The 17,745-nt window shown below is 60.6% G+C and carries 16 protein-coding genes; 9 read left to right on the plus strand and 7 right to left on the minus strand.

Translation table 11 applies throughout. From position 1 onward, the window contains the following. Positions 1 to 450: 450 nt before the first annotated feature. The 6 genes from JM93_RS05230 to hutI are packed head-to-tail and all read right to left on the minus strand — an operon-like array spanning position 451 to position 7,198. A complete protein-coding gene (locus JM93_RS05230; protein ID WP_145341138.1) occupies positions 451 to 1,548 on the minus strand; it encodes a TRAP transporter substrate-binding protein in 1,098 nt (365 codons plus the stop codon). Positions 1,549 to 1,600: 52 nt separating this feature from the next. Then, positions 1,601 to 3,274: a urocanate hydratase gene (hutU, locus tag JM93_RS05235; protein WP_145341139.1), complete on the minus strand. Its 1,674-nt coding sequence runs from the start codon at positions 3,272 to 3,274 to the stop codon at positions 1,601 to 1,603. After that, complete coding sequence (locus JM93_RS05240; protein WP_145341140.1) at positions 3,267 to 3,662, minus strand: hypothetical protein; 396 nt, start codon at positions 3,660 to 3,662, stop codon at positions 3,267 to 3,269. The genes hutU and JM93_RS05240 overlap by 8 nt, the downstream gene beginning before the upstream one ends. Then, complete coding sequence (gene hutG, locus JM93_RS05245; RefSeq protein WP_145341141.1) at positions 3,659 to 4,453, minus strand: N-formylglutamate deformylase; 795 nt, start codon at positions 4,451 to 4,453, stop codon at positions 3,659 to 3,661. Before hutG ends, JM93_RS05240 begins: the two co-directional genes overlap by 4 nt. Then, on the minus strand, positions 4,440 to 5,996 hold the full coding sequence (hutH, locus tag JM93_RS05250; protein ID WP_145341142.1) for a histidine ammonia-lyase: 1,557 nt from the start codon (positions 5,994 to 5,996) through the stop codon (positions 4,440 to 4,442). The genes hutG and hutH overlap by 14 nt, the downstream gene beginning before the upstream one ends. Further along, positions 5,993 to 7,198: an imidazolonepropionase gene (gene hutI, locus JM93_RS05255; RefSeq protein ID WP_145341143.1), complete on the minus strand. Its 1,206-nt coding sequence runs from the start codon at positions 7,196 to 7,198 to the stop codon at positions 5,993 to 5,995. Before hutI ends, hutH begins: the two co-directional genes overlap by 4 nt. Before the next feature lie 83 nt (positions 7,199 to 7,281). Here hutI and JM93_RS05260 point away from each other — a divergent pair, with 83 nt between their 5' ends. From JM93_RS05260 to JM93_RS05300, 9 genes are all read left to right on the plus strand, one after another. Further along, positions 7,282 to 8,670: a formimidoylglutamate deiminase gene (locus JM93_RS05260; RefSeq protein ID WP_145341144.1), complete on the plus strand. Its 1,389-nt coding sequence runs from the start codon at positions 7,282 to 7,284 to the stop codon at positions 8,668 to 8,670. 17 nt (positions 8,671 to 8,687) lie between these two features. Further along, positions 8,688 to 9,389: a GntR family transcriptional regulator gene (locus JM93_RS05265; RefSeq protein WP_145341145.1), complete on the plus strand. Its 702-nt coding sequence runs from the start codon at positions 8,688 to 8,690 to the stop codon at positions 9,387 to 9,389. Positions 9,390 to 9,731: 342 nt separating this feature from the next. Continuing rightward, entirely contained in the window at positions 9,732 to 11,810 is a 2,079-nt protein-coding gene (locus JM93_RS05270; RefSeq protein WP_145341146.1) for a putative bifunctional diguanylate cyclase/phosphodiesterase, read from the plus strand. A gap of 177 nt (positions 11,811 to 11,987) precedes the next feature. After that, positions 11,988 to 13,676, plus strand: a complete 1,689-nt coding sequence (locus JM93_RS05275) for a thiamine pyrophosphate-dependent enzyme (RefSeq protein WP_145341147.1) — start codon at positions 11,988 to 11,990, stop codon at positions 13,674 to 13,676. 103 nt (positions 13,677 to 13,779) lie between these two features. Continuing rightward, positions 13,780 to 14,151: a hypothetical protein gene (locus JM93_RS05280; RefSeq protein WP_145341148.1), complete on the plus strand. Its 372-nt coding sequence runs from the start codon at positions 13,780 to 13,782 to the stop codon at positions 14,149 to 14,151. A gap of 62 nt (positions 14,152 to 14,213) precedes the next feature. Next, on the plus strand, positions 14,214 to 14,780 hold the full coding sequence (locus JM93_RS05285) for a L,D-transpeptidase (protein ID WP_145341149.1): 567 nt from the start codon (positions 14,214 to 14,216) through the stop codon (positions 14,778 to 14,780). Positions 14,781 to 14,892: 112 nt separating this feature from the next. After that, positions 14,893 to 15,366: a DUF411 domain-containing protein gene (locus JM93_RS05290; protein ID WP_145341150.1), complete on the plus strand. Its 474-nt coding sequence runs from the start codon at positions 14,893 to 14,895 to the stop codon at positions 15,364 to 15,366. A gap of 3 nt (positions 15,367 to 15,369) precedes the next feature. After that, positions 15,370 to 16,029 (plus strand): L,D-transpeptidase, encoded by a 660-nt coding sequence (locus JM93_RS05295; protein WP_145341151.1) that lies wholly within the window; start codon positions 15,370 to 15,372, stop codon positions 16,027 to 16,029. 3 nt (positions 16,030 to 16,032) lie between these two features. Continuing rightward, positions 16,033 to 16,527 carry a c-type cytochrome gene (locus JM93_RS05300; protein WP_145341152.1) on the plus strand — a complete coding sequence of 165 codons (495 nt, stop codon included), beginning with the start codon at positions 16,033 to 16,035 and terminating at the stop codon, positions 16,525 to 16,527. 6 nt (positions 16,528 to 16,533) lie between these two features. On the opposite strand, the gene JM93_RS05305 is transcribed toward JM93_RS05300, so the two are convergent. Beyond that, entirely contained in the window at positions 16,534 to 17,745 is a 1,212-nt protein-coding gene (locus JM93_RS05305) for a mandelate racemase/muconate lactonizing enzyme family protein (protein ID WP_145341153.1), read from the minus strand.

Consider the following 17,745-nt stretch of genomic DNA (forward strand, 5'->3'; position numbering starts at 1 on the left):
GGCCCGGCATCTCAGCCTTGGAGCAACACGATCCAGGGACTATGGCGGGCCGCCCGGAAGTGGGACTGTCCCGGCAAAATCTGGATGCCCCTGGGTGATTGCGCCAAGTGACAAACAGAACGGACTGGATCCCATGGTCAAGCCATGGGATGACGGAGAGGGCGGTCAAAGTGTGCCGCAGTCTCTTTCGTCATGCCCCGGCTCGACCGGGGCATCCATTCCCTGCTCTTGCCATTCGGATCCTTTGCGGCCGGAATAACTCCGGAGCTGGCCTCAGCTCAAGGCCGGGGCTGCAAGAGCGCCGAATGTGCCCATAGTCATCCCGGAAAAGCCCAAGGCTTTATCCGGGATCGGAGAGCTCCGTGTGTCTTGTGGGACCACCCAGGTTCCCCGATCCCCGGTCTTAGGTGTCACCCGGGAGGACAATGCGGAGACCGTCAACCAAAACGATCAGTTGTACTGATAGTCCAGCAGGCGGGCGTTCATCTGGCCGTTGTCGGCATAGGGCATGTAGCCTTTCATCAGATCCCGGTAGCTCAGGAAGCTTGCGGTGATCCGCTGAACCAGCTCATCATCGTCGGCTTTAAGGTCGGCGATGACTTCGCCCGCGGCATTGCCCATGGCAACGATCACGTCGTCCGGCAGCTTGCGCACCATCACGTCATGCTCGTTGACCAGCTGCTGCAGGGCCTGGGCGTGCTTGGTGTTGTACTCGGTCAGAACGTCATTGTAGAGGCTGGAGCAGGCCTTGGAGACCGTTTCCTTCAGATCGTCCGGAAGAGCTTCATAGGCTTCCAGATTGACCGCGCATTCCTCCGCGGAGGACGGCTCGCCGACGCCCGGCCAATAGTAGTTCTTGGCGATTTGGTAGTAGCCAAGCGCGCTGTCGGTCCATGGGCCGATGAACTCGCCCGCATCCAGAGCACCCGACTGCAGCGCCTGGAACATGGCCGGGCCGCTCATGGCCTGAACCGCCATGCCGAGCTTGGCGCACATTTCAGAGGCCAGACCCGTTGAGCGGAACTTCAGCCCCTTCAGATCGTCCACGCTGTTGATCTCGCTCCGGAACCAGCCGGCCCACTGCGGACCGGAATTGCCGCAAAGGAACGGCTTCAGATTGAAGCGGGCATACATTTCGTCATAAAGCGCCTGTCCGCCGCCATGGATCAGCCAGCCGGCCTGCTCCGGTGCCGTCAGGCCAAACGGCTGGGAGCCGAACAGCAGGATGCCCTTGGACTTGGAGCCCCAATAGGCCGGGACGGCGTGGTAGAGTTCGGCCGTGCCCTGACCCACGGCATCGAACACACCGTTGCCGGGCACGATCTCGCCAGCGGCAAAGAGCTTCACCTGAATACGTCCGCCCGAAAGCGTAGTGATCCGGTCGGCCAGCATCTGCGCGGCAACGCCAGGTCCCGGCAGGTTCTTCGGCCATGCGGTGACCATGCGCCACTCGATGACATCCTGCGCGATGGCAGGCGCGGCAAGGCCGGTTGCCGCCGTGGCGGCAGCACCAACGGCGCCCGCTTTCAGAAAATCACGTCTTTTCATCTCGTTCCCCTCGTTTTCAAACTGCAACAGAAAGCTGTTGCGCCGTGGCTGGTTATCTCCCCAAGATACCCGGCAGGTTAAGCCCTTGTTCTTTCGCGCAGTTGAGCGCGATCTCGTACCCGGCATCGGCATGACGCATCACGCCCGTTGCCGGATCATTCCACAAAACCCGTCCGATGCGCCGGTCGGCATCTTCGGTGCCATCGCAGCAAATGACCATCCCCGAATGCTGGGAAAAGCCCATGCCGACACCGCCGCCATGGTGCAGCGACACCCAGGTCGCGCCTGAGGCCGTATTCAGCAGCGCGTTTAAGAGCGGCCAGTCGGACACTGCGTCCGACCCGTCTTGCATGGCCTCTGTTTCCCGGTTGGGCGAGGCAACGGAGCCGCTGTCCAGATGATCGCGGCCGATCACGATCGGCGCCTTCAGCTCGCCGGTGCGGACCATTTCGTTGAAGGCAAGGCCGAGCCGGTGGCGCTGGCCGAGCCCGACCCAGCAGATCCGGGCGGGCAGGCCCTGGAACGAGATCCGCTCGCGGGCCATGTCGAGCCAGTTGTGCAGGTGTTCATCGTCCGGGATCAGCTCCTTCACCTTGGCATCGGTCTTGTAGATGTCTTCCGGGTCGCCGGACAGCGCGCACCAGCGGAACGGCCCGATGCCGCGGCAGAACAGCGGCCGTATATAGGCCGGCACGAAGCCCGGGAAGGCGAAGGCGTTTTCCAGGCCCTCTTCCAGCGCAACCTGGCGGATGTTGTTGCCGTAATCGAGGGTCGGGACACCGGCGTTCCAGAAATCGACCATCGCCTGCACATGGACCTTCATCGAGGCGCGGGCAGCTTTCTCGACGGCTTTCGGGTCCGTTTCGGCCTTGGCGCGCCATTCGGCGACGGTCCAGCCCTGCGGCAGGTAGCCGTTGACCGGGTCATGGGCCGAGGTCTGGTCGGTGACGATGTCCGGCTTGACGCCGCGCTTGACGAGGTCTGCAAAAACATCGGCGGCGTTGCCGATCAGGGCAACGGATTTTGCCTCGCCCGCCTTGGTCCAGCGCTCGATCATCTCCAGCGCTTCGTCAAGGGAATGGGTCTTTTCATCGACATACTTGGTGCGCAGGCGGAAGTCGGCGCTTTTTTCATCGCATTCCACGGCAAGGCAGCAGGCCCCCGCCATGACAGCGGCAAGCGGCTGGGCGCCGCCCATGCCGCCAAGCCCGCCGGTCAGGATCCAGCGGCCCTTCAGGTTGCCGTCATAATGCTGGCGGCCAGCTTCCATGAAGGTTTCATAGGTGCCCTGAACAATCCCTTGCGTGCCGATATAGATCCACGAGCCCGCGGTCATCTGGCCGTACATGGCCAGGCCCTTCTTATCGAGTTCGTGGAAGTGGTCCCAGTTCGCCCAGTTCGGCACCAGGTTGGAGTTGGCGATCAGAACGCGCGGGGCGTCCTTGTGCGTCTTGAAGACACCCACGGGCTTTCCTGACTGCACCAAGAGGGTTTCGTCCTCTTCCAGGGACTTCAAGCTCGCGACGATCCGGTCGAAGTCTTCCCAGGTGCGGGCGGCGCGGCCGATGCCGCCATAGACAACCAGCTCATGCGGGTTCTCGGCAACATCGGGATGCAGGTTGTTCATCAGCATCCGCAAGGGCGCTTCGGTTAGCCAGGATTTGGTGTTGAGGTCGGTGCCGGTCGGCGGAAAAACGTCACGGGCATTGTGGCGGCGGTCAACCATTCGAATCTCCTCCCTGCTGTTCAGGATTTTTGTCGCCTAGGCGGGCTTTCAGTGCACGATAGAGGCGTTTGTTTTCTTCATACTGCTGAGCCTGGGTGATCTCGACGAAATAAAGGGTCGCAATTGCGCCCATCAGCGCCGCACCCATTTCGAACACGAGATCCATCGCGACTTCGGACGCAAACTCGCCGATGACATCCCCGAAGAAGAAAGGGACAAGTTTCGACAATGTCACCAAGACAGCCGCTGCCAGGAGTATCCATCCGATCATTTTCCGGCGGACGGTTTCCCGGTTCAGGAGTTCGTGTATCTCCTCCGGGTTTTGGCGATAGTAGTCGAGCTCGTCCGCCGAAAGGCTCGCAAGCGGATCGGCTGTTTCTGACTTCATCTCGTCACTCCCAGTTCTGCCAGACTTTGAAGGATCGCTCCAAGGTGAACGCGCAGACGGTCGGCCTTGGCCTCGTCATAGGCAAAGGGCGTGTCTTCGCTCACAAGATGCGTCGATTGGGCCAGTTCCATCTGGATGGCGTGGATGCCGGTTTGCGGCTGGCCGTAGTGGCGGGTCGTCCAACCACCCTTGAAGCGGCCGTTCAGGATCGACGTATAGCCCCCGGCCTTGGCGGTGACATCGACAACGGCTTTCTCGATTTCGGGCGCGCAGGTGGTGCCACCATTGGTGCCGGTGTTGAAGTCCGGAAGGGTGCCCTCGAACAGATAGGGCACGACGGAGCGGATCGAATGGCAGTCATAAAGGATCGCGATGCCGTGTTTTTCGCGCACCCGCTCCAGCTCGGCCTTGAGCGCGGCATGATAGGGTGCATGCCAGGCCAAGCGCCGGGCTTCTATTTCGGCTTCATCCGGTTCCCGGCCGTCCAGATAGATCGGGTGGCCGTTAAAATCGGTTGTCGGGCATAGCGTTGTCGTGTTCTGGCCGGGATAAAGGCTCACGCCAGCCGGGTCCCGGTTGGCGTCGATGACATAGCGGTGAAAGTTGGCCTTCACCATGGTCGCCCCGGGCAGAAGGCCGGAATAGAGCCGGTCCACATGCCAGTCGGTATCGGCCAGCTTGTGGCCGGTCTCGTTCAAGTCAGCCCAGATTTCCGGCGGCACATATGTTCCGGCGTGGGGCACGCCCAGAACGATGGGGCTGTCGCCAGCGGTGACCTCAACGGGCTGCATAGGCGGCTCCCAGCTTGATCATGTGGTCATCGGAGACAATCGAGACCAGCGCGCGCGAGCGCACCAGTTCTGCAGCTGTCTCCAGATCCGGGGCGAGATACCGGTCCTTTGCAAGAGGCGGGATCACGTCGCGCAAGCGCGCGGCGACCAGTTGCAGGAGCGGGCTGGTCTTGAGCGGGGACCGGTGTTCGATGCCTTCAACGGCGCACAGCAGCTCGACGCCCAGAATATGCGCAAGGTTCGCCGTCATGCGGATCAGGCGGCGCGCACCATGGGCCGCCATGGAGACATGATCCTCCTGATTAGCGCTGGTCGGCGTTGAATCCGTCGAACAGGGATTTGCGAGATGCTTGTTTTCGCTCATCAGGGCCGCGGTCGTGACTTCGGCGATCATCATGCCGGAGTTCAGGCCCGGATCCTTGGCGAGGAACGGCGGCAGATCGAACGACAAGGCCGGGTCAACCATCAGGGCAATGCGGCGCTGTGCGATGGCGCCGAGTTCGGCAATCGCAAGGGCAATCTGGTCGGCGGCAAAGGCAACGGGTTCTGCATGGAAGTTGCCGCCGGAGACGATCCGGTCCGCCTCGACAAGCACCAGCGGATTGTCGGTTGCGGCATTCGCCTCGATTTCCAGCGTCGTCGCGGCCATGCGCAGAAGATCGACGCACGCCCCGGCCACCTGTGGCTGGCAGCGGATGCAGTAGGGGTCCTGAACGCGGGTATCGCCTTCACGGTGGCTTTCGCGGATCTCGGACCCCTCCATGATGCCGCGCATGGCGCTGGCGACTTCGATCTGGCCCCGGTGCCCGCGCAGCTCGTGGATTTCGGGCAGGAGCGGCGCGGTCGAGCCCATGATCGCGTCTGTGGACAGGCTTGCCGTGACGAGGGTTGCCTCGGCCAGCCGCCAGGCGTCGAACAGGCCGACCAGCGCGCAGGCGGTCGAAAACTGGGTGCCGTTGATCAGCCCGAGGCCTTCCTTGGGGCCAAGGACCACGGGCGTCAGGCCCGCACGGCGCAGCGCCTCTCCGCCGGACAGGCGCTGGTCCTCGAATTCGGCCTCGCCTTCGCCGATCAGCGCGGCGGTCATGTGGGCGAGCGGGGCAAGGTCGCCGGAAGCGCCGACGGAGCCTTGCGAGGGAACAACCGGGGTGACGCCCTTCTCAAGGCAGTCCTCAATCAGCTTCAACACCTCAAAGCGTACCCCTGACGCGCCGCGCCCCAGGGACAAGAGCTTCAGGACCATCATCAGCCGTGTGGTCGTGCGGTCGAGCGGCTCACCGACGCCGCAGCAATGGGAGAGGATCAGATTGCGCTGCAAGGTGGCTGTGTCGTCCGCGGCGATCTTGACGCTGGCGAGTTTGCCGAAGCCGGTGTTGACACCGTAGACGGCTTCCGAGCCGCGGGCCGCCTCGGCAACGCGCTCTGCCGCGCGGTCGATCGCGGGTTGCGCAGCGCGGTCGATGCGCACCGCCCGTTCCTCACGGTAAATCCGTTCCAGATCGGCCAGTGTCACAGAGCCGGGTGTCAGCGTCAGGGCGCTCATTCAGAGCCTCCAAAAATGCGTTTTTCGAGAGAGTTGAAGCCGATGCGGTAGCTGAGCTCGGCCGGATGCTGCACGTTCCAGATGGCAAGATCGGCGCGTTTGCCGGCCTCCAGCGTGCCCCGGTCGGTGAAGCCAAGCACTCTGGCCGCCTCGCGGGTCGCACCCGCCAGCGCCTCTTCAGGCGTCATGCGGAACAACGTGCAGCCCATGTTCATGGTGAGCAGCAGAGAGGCGAGCGGCGAGGAGCCGGGATTGCAGTCGGTCGCAAGCGCCATCGGCACCTTGTGCTGGCGCAGGAGGTCAATCGGCGGAGCCTGGGTCTCCCGCAGGGTATAGAAGGCACCGGGCAGGATGACGGCGATTGTGCCACTGTCTGCCATGGCCCGAACGCCTGCTTCATCGAGATATTCCAGGTGATCGGCGGACAAGGCCCCATAGGAGGCGGCAAGAGCGGTGCCTCCCAGGTTGGACAATTGCTCGGCATGGAGCTTGACCGGCAGGCCAAGGGCTTTGGCCTTGTCGAACACTTTGGCGATCTGGTCCGGCGAAAAGGCGATGCCCTCGCAAAAGCCGTCGACCGCATCGACCAGGCCTTCGGCATGGGCCGCGTCCAGGGCGGGCAGGCAGATGTCGTCGAGATAAGCGTCCGCCCGATCCTTGTACTCGGCCGGAACAGCATGCGCGCCGAGGAAGGTGGTGCGCACGGTGACGGGCCGCAGGCTCCCGACCTTGCGGGCAGCCCGCAGCATTTTCAGTTCGGTCTCCTGATCGAGCCCGTAGCCCGACTTGATCTCGATCGCCGTGACGCCCTCGGCAATCAGCGCATCCACGCGGGAGAGCACGCCCTCAAGCAATTCGTCTTCGCTGGCGGCGCGGGTGGCCTTGACGGTGGAGACAATGCCGCCGCCCGCCCGGGCCACTTCTTCATAGGAGGCGCCTTCGAGCCGCATTTCGAACTCGCGGGCCCGGTCGCCGCCGAACACGACATGGGTGTGGCAATCGATCAAGCCTGGGGTGACCAGGCGTCCCGCCAGATCTTCCTTTGGAAACCCGGCACAGGCTTGCGGGAGGTCTGCAGCAGGTCCGGCAAAGGCAATCGTGCCGCTGTCGATGGCGAGAACACCGTCCTCAATCAAGCCATAGGGCGTCCCCGTGTGGGTGAAGGTCGCCAGTCTGGCATGTGTCAGCAGCCTCTGAGGCACCGGACATCTCCTGCTTGATTAGATTGCGATAAAAGATAATATGCATGCACATATTAACGTGTCAACGAGGGAAAGAGACCGGCATGCCCACGGCGCAAGACACCACGATTTTCGCAAGCCACGCCCTGCTTTCCAGCGGCTGGGCGGAAAATGTCCGTATTGATTTGTCCGCCAACGGCACGGTTTCCGGGGTCGAAACCGGGGCCAACTCGTCTGCGGGAGCGGACCACAAGGCCGGTATCTTGCTGCCTGCACCGTCCAACCTGCACAGCCACGCCTTTCAGCGCGCCATGGCCGGAATGAGTGAACGGCGCGGCCAGGAAAGCCGCGACAGCTTCTGGACCTGGCGGCAGATCATGTTCCGGTTTCTCGATACGCTCACCCCGGACGATGTCGAGGCGATTGCCGCCTTCGTGCAAATGGAAATGCTGGAAGGCGGATATGCCGGCGTCGGCGAATTCCACTATCTCCATCACCAGCCGGGCGGGGAGCCCTATGGCAATCTTGCGGAAATTTCCGAGCGGATCGTCTCTGCGGCCAGCGCCACCGGCATCGGCTTGACCTTGCTGCCGGTACTTTACACCCATGGCGGCTGCGACAAGCGTCCGCTCGCGCCGGGACAGATCCGCTTCGGCAATGCGTTTGACCGGTTCCAGAAGCTGCATGATCAGGCTGGCAACGCGCTGAAGTCCCTTGATCAGGATTGCATTTTGGGCGTCGCGCCGCACTCCCTGCGCGCTGTCGATGTTGAGGGCTTGCTGAATGCGGTCGCGCTTGCGGGGCAAAAGCCCTTGCATATGCATCTGGCCGAGCAGGTTGCCGAGGTTGAGGAAGTCCTCGCGGCGGTAGGCAAACGGCCGGTCGAGTGGCTTCTGGAAAACCATGGTGTTTCGGCGAACTGGTGCCTGATCCACTGCACCCAGATGACGCCGGAAGAAACGCGGGGGCTCGCCGCGACCGGGGCCGTTGCCGGGCTGTGCCCGATCACCGAATCAAGCCTCGGGGACGGCATTTTCGAAGGCGTCCGTTATCTGGAGGCGGGCGGTAAGTTTGGGGTTGGGTCTGATTCCAACATCCGCATTTCCTTGTCAGAAGAATTGCGCACACTCGAATACTCCCAGCGCCTGCGCGACAAATGCCGCGCGTCCGTCGCAACACCAGACAAGTCCACCGGCCGGGTGCTGTTTGATGGCGCTGTTTCCGGCAGCGCGCAGGCCTGCGGACGCAAGTCTGGACAGATCGCACCTGGATGCTTCGCGGATCTCGTCGCCCTTGATGCCGGGGCCATTGATCTGGAAGGGCGTGCGGGTGACGAAATCCTGGATGCCTACATCTTCGCTGGCGACGACAGGATGGTGCAGGATGTCTGGTCCGCGGGCCGCCATGTTGTCACCGGCGGGACTCATGTAAAAGGCGACGAAATCCGCGCGCGGTACCGCTCGACAATGAGCGCGCTGCGCGCCCGCCTCTAACAAGGAACCAAGCCTCCGTGGCCGTGACGGATACAAACTCCTGGACGGGTATCCGCGAAGAGCTGCTTCGCCGGATCCATGACCGTGTCTGGGAGCCGGGCGCGCAGATCCCGCATGAGGCGGATCTGGCGGAGGAGTTCGGCTGTGCGCGCACGACCGTGAACCGGGCCCTGAGAGATCTGGCGGAAAGCGGGCTTGTCATCCGAAAGCGCCGGGCGGGCACACGCGTTGCGCTCAATCCGCCGCAGCGGGCAACGCTCACCATTCCGATTATCCGGGAAGAGGTCGAGGCGCTGGGCAAGACCTACCGCCACAGCCTTCTGGAACGGGCGTACCAACCGGTTCCGCCCATGCTTCACGGCGTGTTTCACGCCTCGCTTGGCGAAGATGTGCTTTATCTCAAAACGCTCCACTTCGCCGATGAGCGGCCCTATGCCTTTGAAGAACGGCATATCAACCTGGATACGGTCCCGCAGGCGCGCGAGCGCAAATTCGAGGTCTCAAGCGCCAATGAATGGCTGGTTCACAACGCGCCCTACAGCCGGGGCGACCTTTCCTTTTCCGCGCTCAATGCTGACGAGGATACGGCTCGGATCCTCGACTGCACGCCCGGCACCGCGCTCTTTACCATGGAACGGATAACCTGGACCGGCGATGCACCGATCACCCATGTGAAACTGATCTTTGCCGCTGGCTACCGGATGCGCAGCACAATTTGATTTTCTAGAACGAGCCTGCCGGATCAGCGGTCACAAGTCTGTGATCAAAAATGTGCATCCGTCAGGAGTTTTGAAATCCTGTGTCTGAATGACACAAAGACGGTAACATTTCGAGCGGCTCCATGGCTTTTAATCCGCCGCTTCTTGTGAAACCGTGTATAAATATCCCACGATAACAAAAGCTTTGATCGCGGGAGGCAAAAAAGAACCGGAATGCCATCCATGAAAACTGGCGGGTGTTTTACCAAGTCAATGTTTGCTTTTTGTTAGTCATAGACTTTGAAGCGAACATCCGTTTCCGCAAGTTCCGAAGTATAACATTCAACCGAGTAGGGGCTTTGAATGTTATCTGTACTTGCGTGCATCGCGTTTGATCACGATCCGGTATTCGTCGGATTGGCGGCGGTCATTCTTGTTATCGGCGCTTTGGTCACAATGCGGCTGTATGCCCGTGTCAGGCGGACAGAGGGCGCGCTTCAGTATTTGTGGTTGATGCTGTCCGGTATGATTGCAGGCGGTACCATCTGGAGCACTCACTTTGTCTCCATGCTGGCCTACAAAAGCCCGCTGTTGCTTGGATATGACCTTCCGCTGACGGCACTTTCCCTCGTGATTGCAATCGTCGGAACGACCCTTGGCCTATTCGTTGCCGCGCTAACGCGCAAATCGGTGCTCATTGAAGTCGGCGGTTTCATATTCGGCGGTTCCATTGCGGCGATGCACTACACGGGTATTGCCGCCATTCAGATGTCCGGGCTTTTGCTGCTCGACCACACCTATGTCGTTGTCTCTGTGCTGCTTGCATGTTTGTTCGGTATGTTGGCTACGAGCCGCATTGCTCGCCCGGTGACACGGTTTTGCAAATACGGGTCGGCTCTGGCGTTTACTCTCGCGGTTGGCACACTGCACTATGTCGGTATGACCGGCGTCGAGATCGTGCCCTTGAAACTGGGACCAGTCTCCAGCGATCTTGTATCAAATACCTACGTTGGCATCGCGATCTTTGTGATCATGGTAACGCTTCTGCTTCTGGCGGTCCTGACCTACAGCATCGATGCTAAAAACGAAGAGGCAGCATCCGGGCGCATTGATCATCTTGCGCGGCACGATCCGTTGACCGGGCTCGCCAACCGGGCAGGCATCGTCAATCTGATCAACCGGCGTATTTCAAAACACCTTGATGACACGGCCGATCTCGCTGTGGTCTCTTTTAATCTCGACCGGTTTAAGGAGATCAACGACGTTCACGGGCATGCGGCTGGCGATGCCCTGCTGCGGCATGTCTCGCAAGCACTGTCGGGCTGCCTTCAAGACGGCGAAATGGCCTCCCGGGTTGCCTCCCACGAGTTTGTGATTGTGCGCGACGCGGTGTTTACCCGGCATGAAGTGAACGCACTTTGCAAACGGATCCAAAAATCGCTCTCAACACCGTTCATTTTCAATGAGGAGTCTTTTCAGGTGAAGGCATCTTTCGGCTATGCCATGTATCCGAAAGACAGCAAGACAGCTGGCGGATTGATTGAATATGCAGAGCGGGCGATGAAGCAGGCACGTGCTGCCGGCAGTGACCGCATCCTCGCCTACGATCCGGCGAAGGACGAGGAAAACCGGGAGCGCAGTGCACTTGCCATCGATCTGGCCCACGCGCTGGAGCGTGGTGAGTTTGAGCTCTATTACCAGATTCAGAACAACGTTCTCACGCGCCGGGTCACGGGAGCGGAGGTTCTGCTGCGCTGGCACCACCCGGAGCGCGGCATGATCCCGCCGTTCAAGTTCATTCCGATCGCTGAAGAAAATGGCCACATTGTCGGCATTGGCGCGTGGATCATCAAGACGGCCTGCCGCGAGGCGGCAAGCTGGGACAATCCGATCAAAATTGCGGTGAATGTCGCACCCGTTCAACTTGCAGATCCGGACCTGCCGATCGTGGTTGAGCGGGCCTTGGTCGAAAGCGGGCTCGACCCGCAGCGGCTGGAGTTGGAAATCACCGAAAGCGGCATCATCAGCGACACGGGCTTTGCGCTCCAGGTCATTCATCAGCTTAAGGCGCTGGGTGTGCGGATTGCCATGGATGATTTCGGCACCGGGTACTCGTCGCTGGCAACCCTGCAGGCATTCCCCTTTGACAAGATCAAGATCGACCGAGAGTTTGTGAAGGATTTGGGCCGCAACAAGCAGTCCGAAGCGATCATTCAGGCGACAATTATTTTGAGCCGCAGTCTTGGCATTCCCGTTTTGGCAGAAGGCGTGGAAACGGAAGATCATATGGTGCTTTTGGCCCGTGAGGGATGCAGCGAAGTGCAGGGGTACCTTTTCAGCAAACCGGTTGCGATCGGCGAGCTGCGCCATCAGCTGCGCGATGATATGGCGATGCAAAAAGACATGGAGACGGTGCCTTCACTAAAGGTCCGTGTCGCCTGATACGCATTCCAAAACAGCTTTTTCCGTTTACCTGACGCGCCATCTGGTTTTTGATCCGTCGAGGGCAACCTCGCACCATATCCGACTGCCCGTGCGCCTCCGGTGTCTTTCCCGGATCTGCGCATGTCGGTGGTGTCGCATGCTTTGGTATTTAAACCTTTTTGGCGGGAGCTTGCCATGAATGTTGCGGAACTGATCATTGAAACCCTTCACCAGCACGGCGTCCGTCATGTTTTCGGCATTCCAGGCGACGCGATTTGTGACTTCACCTATGCCTTAAAGTCTCGCCAGGATATGGACTTCATCCTTGTGCGCCATGAGGAAGCTGGGGCCTTTGCCGCTTCTGCCCAGGCGAAGCTTTCTGGAGAGCTTGCCTGTTGCATGGGCACGGCCGGTGGCGGCGCCATCCACCTTTTGAACGGTTTGTATGATGCCAAGCTCGATCGCGCCCCGGTTTTGGCCATCACTGGACAGGTGCAAACGGAATTTGTCGGAACCGGCTATCATCAGGAGGTCGACACGGAGCGGCTTTTTGCCGACGCTTGTGTCTATTCGAAAACCGTTATGGATGAAGGCCAGCTTCCAGCATTGATCATGGAAGCTTGTAAAGCAGCGATTTCTGAGCGCGCCCCGGCGCATCTATCGGTTCCAACCAATGTTGCCGGCCGGAAGGTGGCAGAAATCCCCTCTAATTTGACACCGGGCCTGTCAGGCGCCCGGATGCGGCCTTGCGATGAAGACCTTAAACACGCGGCCGACTTGATCAACAAGGCGGAAAAGCCGGTCATCCTGGCTGGCTTGGGTGCTGGAAGCGGCGGTGACCAGGTGATTGCGCTGGCCAAAAAGATCAAAGCACCGATCGCGCGCACCCTGCGCGCGAAAGACTGGATCGACGAGAGTCATCCGGATTGCATCGGCGGTCTCGGGCTGCTCGGCGGTGTCGCCGGGTCGAAATCCATGGAGCATTGCGACCTGTTGGTCATGATCGGCACAGACTATCCCTATGTCGATTTCTATCCGAAAAAAGCGAAGGTCATTCAGATCGATATCGATGTCCGGAACATCGGCAAGCGAACCTCTATCGATGTCCCGCTGCATGGTCATACCGACCCGACGGTTGGTGCACTCCTGGAGCTGGTGAATGAAAAATCAGATGACAGCTTCAAAAAGGACATGACCAGGCGGCATGAGGAAGAGCGCCGCCACTGGACATCCGACGAAGGATCGGATCATACGCCCGTCCGCCCACAAACGCTCCTGCATGCGGTGAGCACGCACGCCCCCGATAATGCGGTGTTCCTGTGCGATACGGGAACAATAACCGCTTGGTCGGCCCGGCATCTCATCGTCAAGGAGACCCAACGGTTCACCGCCTCGGCATGTCTCGGGACAATGGCGTTTGCCATGTCCGGCTCGATCGGGGCGCAGCTCAAATATCCGGACCGGCCTGTAGCGGCGCTGTGCGGCGATGGGGCATTTGCCATGCTCATGGCGGATTTTGTGACCGCCGTCCGCTACGATCTGCCTGTGACGGTTATCGTGCTTGAAAACAAGAAGCTCGGCTTCATCGCACTGGAACAGGAAGGCAAAGGCCTGCCGGAACATTCCATTGATCTGGTCAATCCGGATTTTGTTGCCTTTGCCCGCGCCTGCGGGGGCGAGGGCATCCAGGTCTCCCGGCCTGAGGAGCTGGATCATGCGCTGAAAACCGCGTTTTCCAATGGCAAGGCAACGGTCGTGAACGTGGAAACCGAGCCTGGAGAGCTGATCATGCCACCGCAGATCAATGCGCGTCAGGCTTACCATTTCGGACTTGCAAAAGTGCGGGAGGCGATCGAGCCGATCAAGGAAGCCCTTGGAAAATAGGGGCGTTGAGAAAAGCCGGGTCCGCATGGCAGATCCGGCTGCTTTCGAAAATGTGTCCGGGAGGCACGTGGTTTTCTTTAACCTTTTCCTGTATCGGGAGGTTATGCGCAGATTCTTGAGTGTCTTCTTGCTGGTTTTGTTGACGGCGGTCCACACGGCCCCGGCCGTTTCTGCCGGGCTGCAACACAGCATCTTGGTCAGCGCAACCACGTCTTTTGCGCAGGCAAACGCGCACTCTACTGCGATGACCTTTCCAGATGGCGGGCAAAACATCAGCGCGCACAGCTGTTGCGACGAGACGGTGGACATGTCCGCCTATCTGGGTGCCGGACATTGCGCGTCCGATTGTCTGTCACTTCTGCCTGTTGTTGCGGGCATTCATCCGCAAGCACCGCCGAGCCCGGAAAGCAAACGTGGCTTGCGCATGTCCTCTGACCTGCCTTTCGCATCGGACCATCCTCCCAAACGATTCTGATCATTTGAGCTGGCCGCCTGAACCGCGTGCCTCTTTCATGATTGGAACATGAGGATGAATTGATGATTTCAAGACGTTGTTTACTTGCAGGAGCCGGGGCGTCCTTGGCCGGGGCAGCCGTGTCTGCCACAGGCGCACCGGCCTTTGCGCATCACACGAAGCTTGACCCGAAATTTTCGCCGCAACGGGTCCGCTTTTTCGGCTATGATCGGGGAATTGTTGTGGTCGATACTGGCAACCACTTTTTGTATCTTGTCGAAGGCTGGGGACGCGCACGCCGATATGGTGTTGGCGTCGGGCGGGCCGGCCTTTCGCTGAAAGGTGAGGCCATCGTTGAGCGCAAGGCCGAGTGGCCGCGCTGGCGGCCAACCGACAACATGATCCGTCGCAGCCCGGAAAAGTACGCCCGCTACGCTAAGGGCATGGCGGGAGGCCCCGGCAATCCGTTGGGATCGCGCGCGCTTTATCTGTACCGGAACGGGCGGGACACGATGTATCGGATTCACGGTACGACCCAGCCCTGGACGGTTGGCCGCTCGGTGTCTAACGGCTGCATCCGAATGGTGAATGCGCACGTGGAAGATCTTTACGAACGCGTTCCGCTCGGCACCCGGGTGGTGATCCTCTAATTCACATACATAGTGGCGGAAACCGGCCGTCGCCGGACCCGACATGCACCAAAAACGCTTCCGGTGCCCTGCGCCAACACTGCGTCCGGCCCGAAGATACGAGATTGTAAACATGACATTGAAAATACGCCTTACCCAGGCAGCGCTCACGCTGGTCTTGGTCGCCGCACCGGCGGCCGGCATTGCCGACGAAAACACAGTGACCGTCTTCAAGACTCCCTGGTGCGGATGCTGTCACGTTTGGGCCGAAAAGGTTCAACAGGCTGGATATTCCGTCGTCGTCAAAGACATGGAAGACTTGTCCGGCATCAAAAAGCAGGCGGGTATTCCAGACCAACTCCAGGCCTGCCATACGGCTGTTCTGGGATCGGAGCGCAAATACATTCTGGAAGGCCATGTGCCACTCGAAGCCATGCATAGGCTGATAAGCGAACAGCCTGACATTCGCGGCGTTGCCGTGGCAGGTATGCCGATGGGCTCGCTTGGCATGGACTACGATGCGGCGGCGAAGTACCCGGTTCATGAGCTGCCGGACAAGGCTGGCGATCCGCTGAAACTGTTTATGCAAATGGGTGAGGGCAACTGAAACATGTCCTTCCTGACAAGACGAACCTTTCTGGCAGGCTCGGCAAGCCTGGCGGGCCTCGCCGTTTCGGGCTGTGCGTCGTCGGGGCCTGCCCCGGCGCCAGCGGCAGCGCCATCCCCTTACGCTTTGATGTACCGGCCAATGCCTGAAGAGCGGTTTCCGATCCCGGCAGTCAAGCTTTCAAGGGTTCCGGAACGCTATTACCGCCAGCAAGTGCGCTATCCCACCACGGAGCGCGTCGGTACGCTCGTGGTCGACACCTCCAACTACTATCTCTATCTGGTTCAGGAAAATGGCATGGCGATGCGCTATGGCGTTGGCCTGGGCCGGGCCGGGTTTGAATGGTCCGGACGGGCCCGGATCGCCCGTAAGGCGGAATGGCCGCGCTGGGTGCCGCCGGAGGACATGATCGCGCGTGAGCCGGAACTTGAGCAATGGAGCTGGAAGAATGGTGGCATGGATCCGGGCCTTGAAAATCCGCTTGGGGCCCGCGCGCTTTACATCTACCAGGGTAATGTCGATACGCTCTACAGGCTGCACGGGACCGCGGAATATTGGACCATCGGAACGTCCGTGTCGTCCGGGTGCGTGCGGCTGATCAATCAGGATGTGATTGATCTTTACCAGCGTGTTCCGGATGGAACCGAAGTCCTGGTGGTCTAAATCATGCGCGGGTCACTCAAGACGCTGGTTCTCGGCGGGCTGGGCGGTCTCGCGCTCGGCCTTGCCGCTTGGTATTTCGGCGGTGTCGGTTTCTGGGCGGGTGAGGCAGACAACAGTCTGCTCCGGCCCGCAGACCGCGAGACGGTGACCCTCGGGGCGTTGGTTTATGCGGCCCACTGCGCAGTGTGCCACGGCGCGCAGCTGGAAGGCGAAGCTGATTGGCAAACGCCGAACCCGGACGGGACCATGCCCGCACCGCCCCATGATGCCACCGGCCACACCTGGCACCACAGCTCGGAGTTGTTGTTTGCGATGACCAAGTACGGCGTTGCGAAAGCCGCCGGTCTGGACGGTCACCTGTCAAACATGCCGGGTTATCGGGATATTCTCAGCGATGAGGAGATCATCGCGGTTTTGTCCTTTATAAAATCCAGCTGGCCGGCCGGAATCCGTGCCCGGCACGATGCTCTGGATGACCGGTTATCCAGCCGGAACTGACCCTGCCTAAAGCGGCAGGGCAGGGGCTTCCTGTAGCCCCAGATGCAGTTCGGTGCCGGTGTAGGGATTGGCGCGGGCGACCTCCTCGTTGAGGTCGTGGCCGAGGCCCGGTTCGCTTGAGGGGATCACATAGCCGTTTTCCCAGCGGATCGGGGTGGTCAGAAGGTCAGCGTAAAACCCGTCAAAGGTGCGGATCGATTCCAGCACCAGGAAGTTCGGGCTGCAGGCCGCCAGCTGAATGTTGGCGGCTGCCACCAGTGGTCCGCAGTACAGATGCGGAGCGATCTGCGCCGAATGACACTCAGCCATGGCGGCGATCTTCTTGGCTTCCAGCAGGCCGCCGACCCGGCCAAGGTTCATCTGCAAGATGGACGCAGCGCCTGTCTGGAGGACGCAGGCGAACTCGTACTTGGTGCAGAGCCGTTCCCCGGTCGAGATGGGGATCGATGTGGCATTGGCAACCTTGGCCATGTCTTCCGGACTTTCTGGCGGGACCGGCTCTTCAAACCACAGCGGATCGTAAGCCTCCAGCCGCCGGGCCATGCGCTTGGCGCCGGAGACGGTGAACTGGCCGTGCGTGCCGAACAGAAGATCCGCCTTCGTGCCGACGGCCTTTCGGATCTCGCGACAGAAGTCTTCCGAGCGCTCCAGATCCCCAAGACTTGGCTGGTGCCCGTCATAGATCGTGTAGGCGCCTGCCGGATCGAATTTGACCGCGGTAAAGCCCTGGTCGACGGCCTTGATTGCCGCTTCGGCCGCGTGATGCGCATCGTTGTAGACATTCGGCGTTGCCGGGTCCGGGTAAACGTCTCCGGCCGGCGGATAAAGATAGGTGTAGGAGCGCAGCCGCTCATGCACTTTGCCGCCGAGCAGCTCATAGGCCGGTTTTCCGGCCGCCTTGCCGATGATGTCCCAGCACGCCATTTCCAGCCCGCTCAAAACGCCCATGACCGACACATCCGGGCGCATCGTGTAGCCCGCGCCGTAGGTCTTGTGCCAGAGCCGCTCGATATGGTGCGGATCCTCACCGGTGAACTGCCGCGCGAACACATCTTCGGCCATTTTTGCCACCAGGTCCGGCCCGAAGGTGGCGTTGTAGATCTCGCCATAGCCGGTGATGCCGCAGGTTGTCGTTAGCTTGACGAAGATAAAGTAGCGGCCCCCGTGGCGCGGCGGGGGATTGCCGACCACGAAGGTTTCGATTGTGTCCAGTTTCAT

This window comes from Roseibium hamelinense, assembly GCF_007830545.1.
GTDB lineage: Bacteria > Pseudomonadota > Alphaproteobacteria > Rhizobiales > Stappiaceae > Roseibium > Roseibium hamelinense.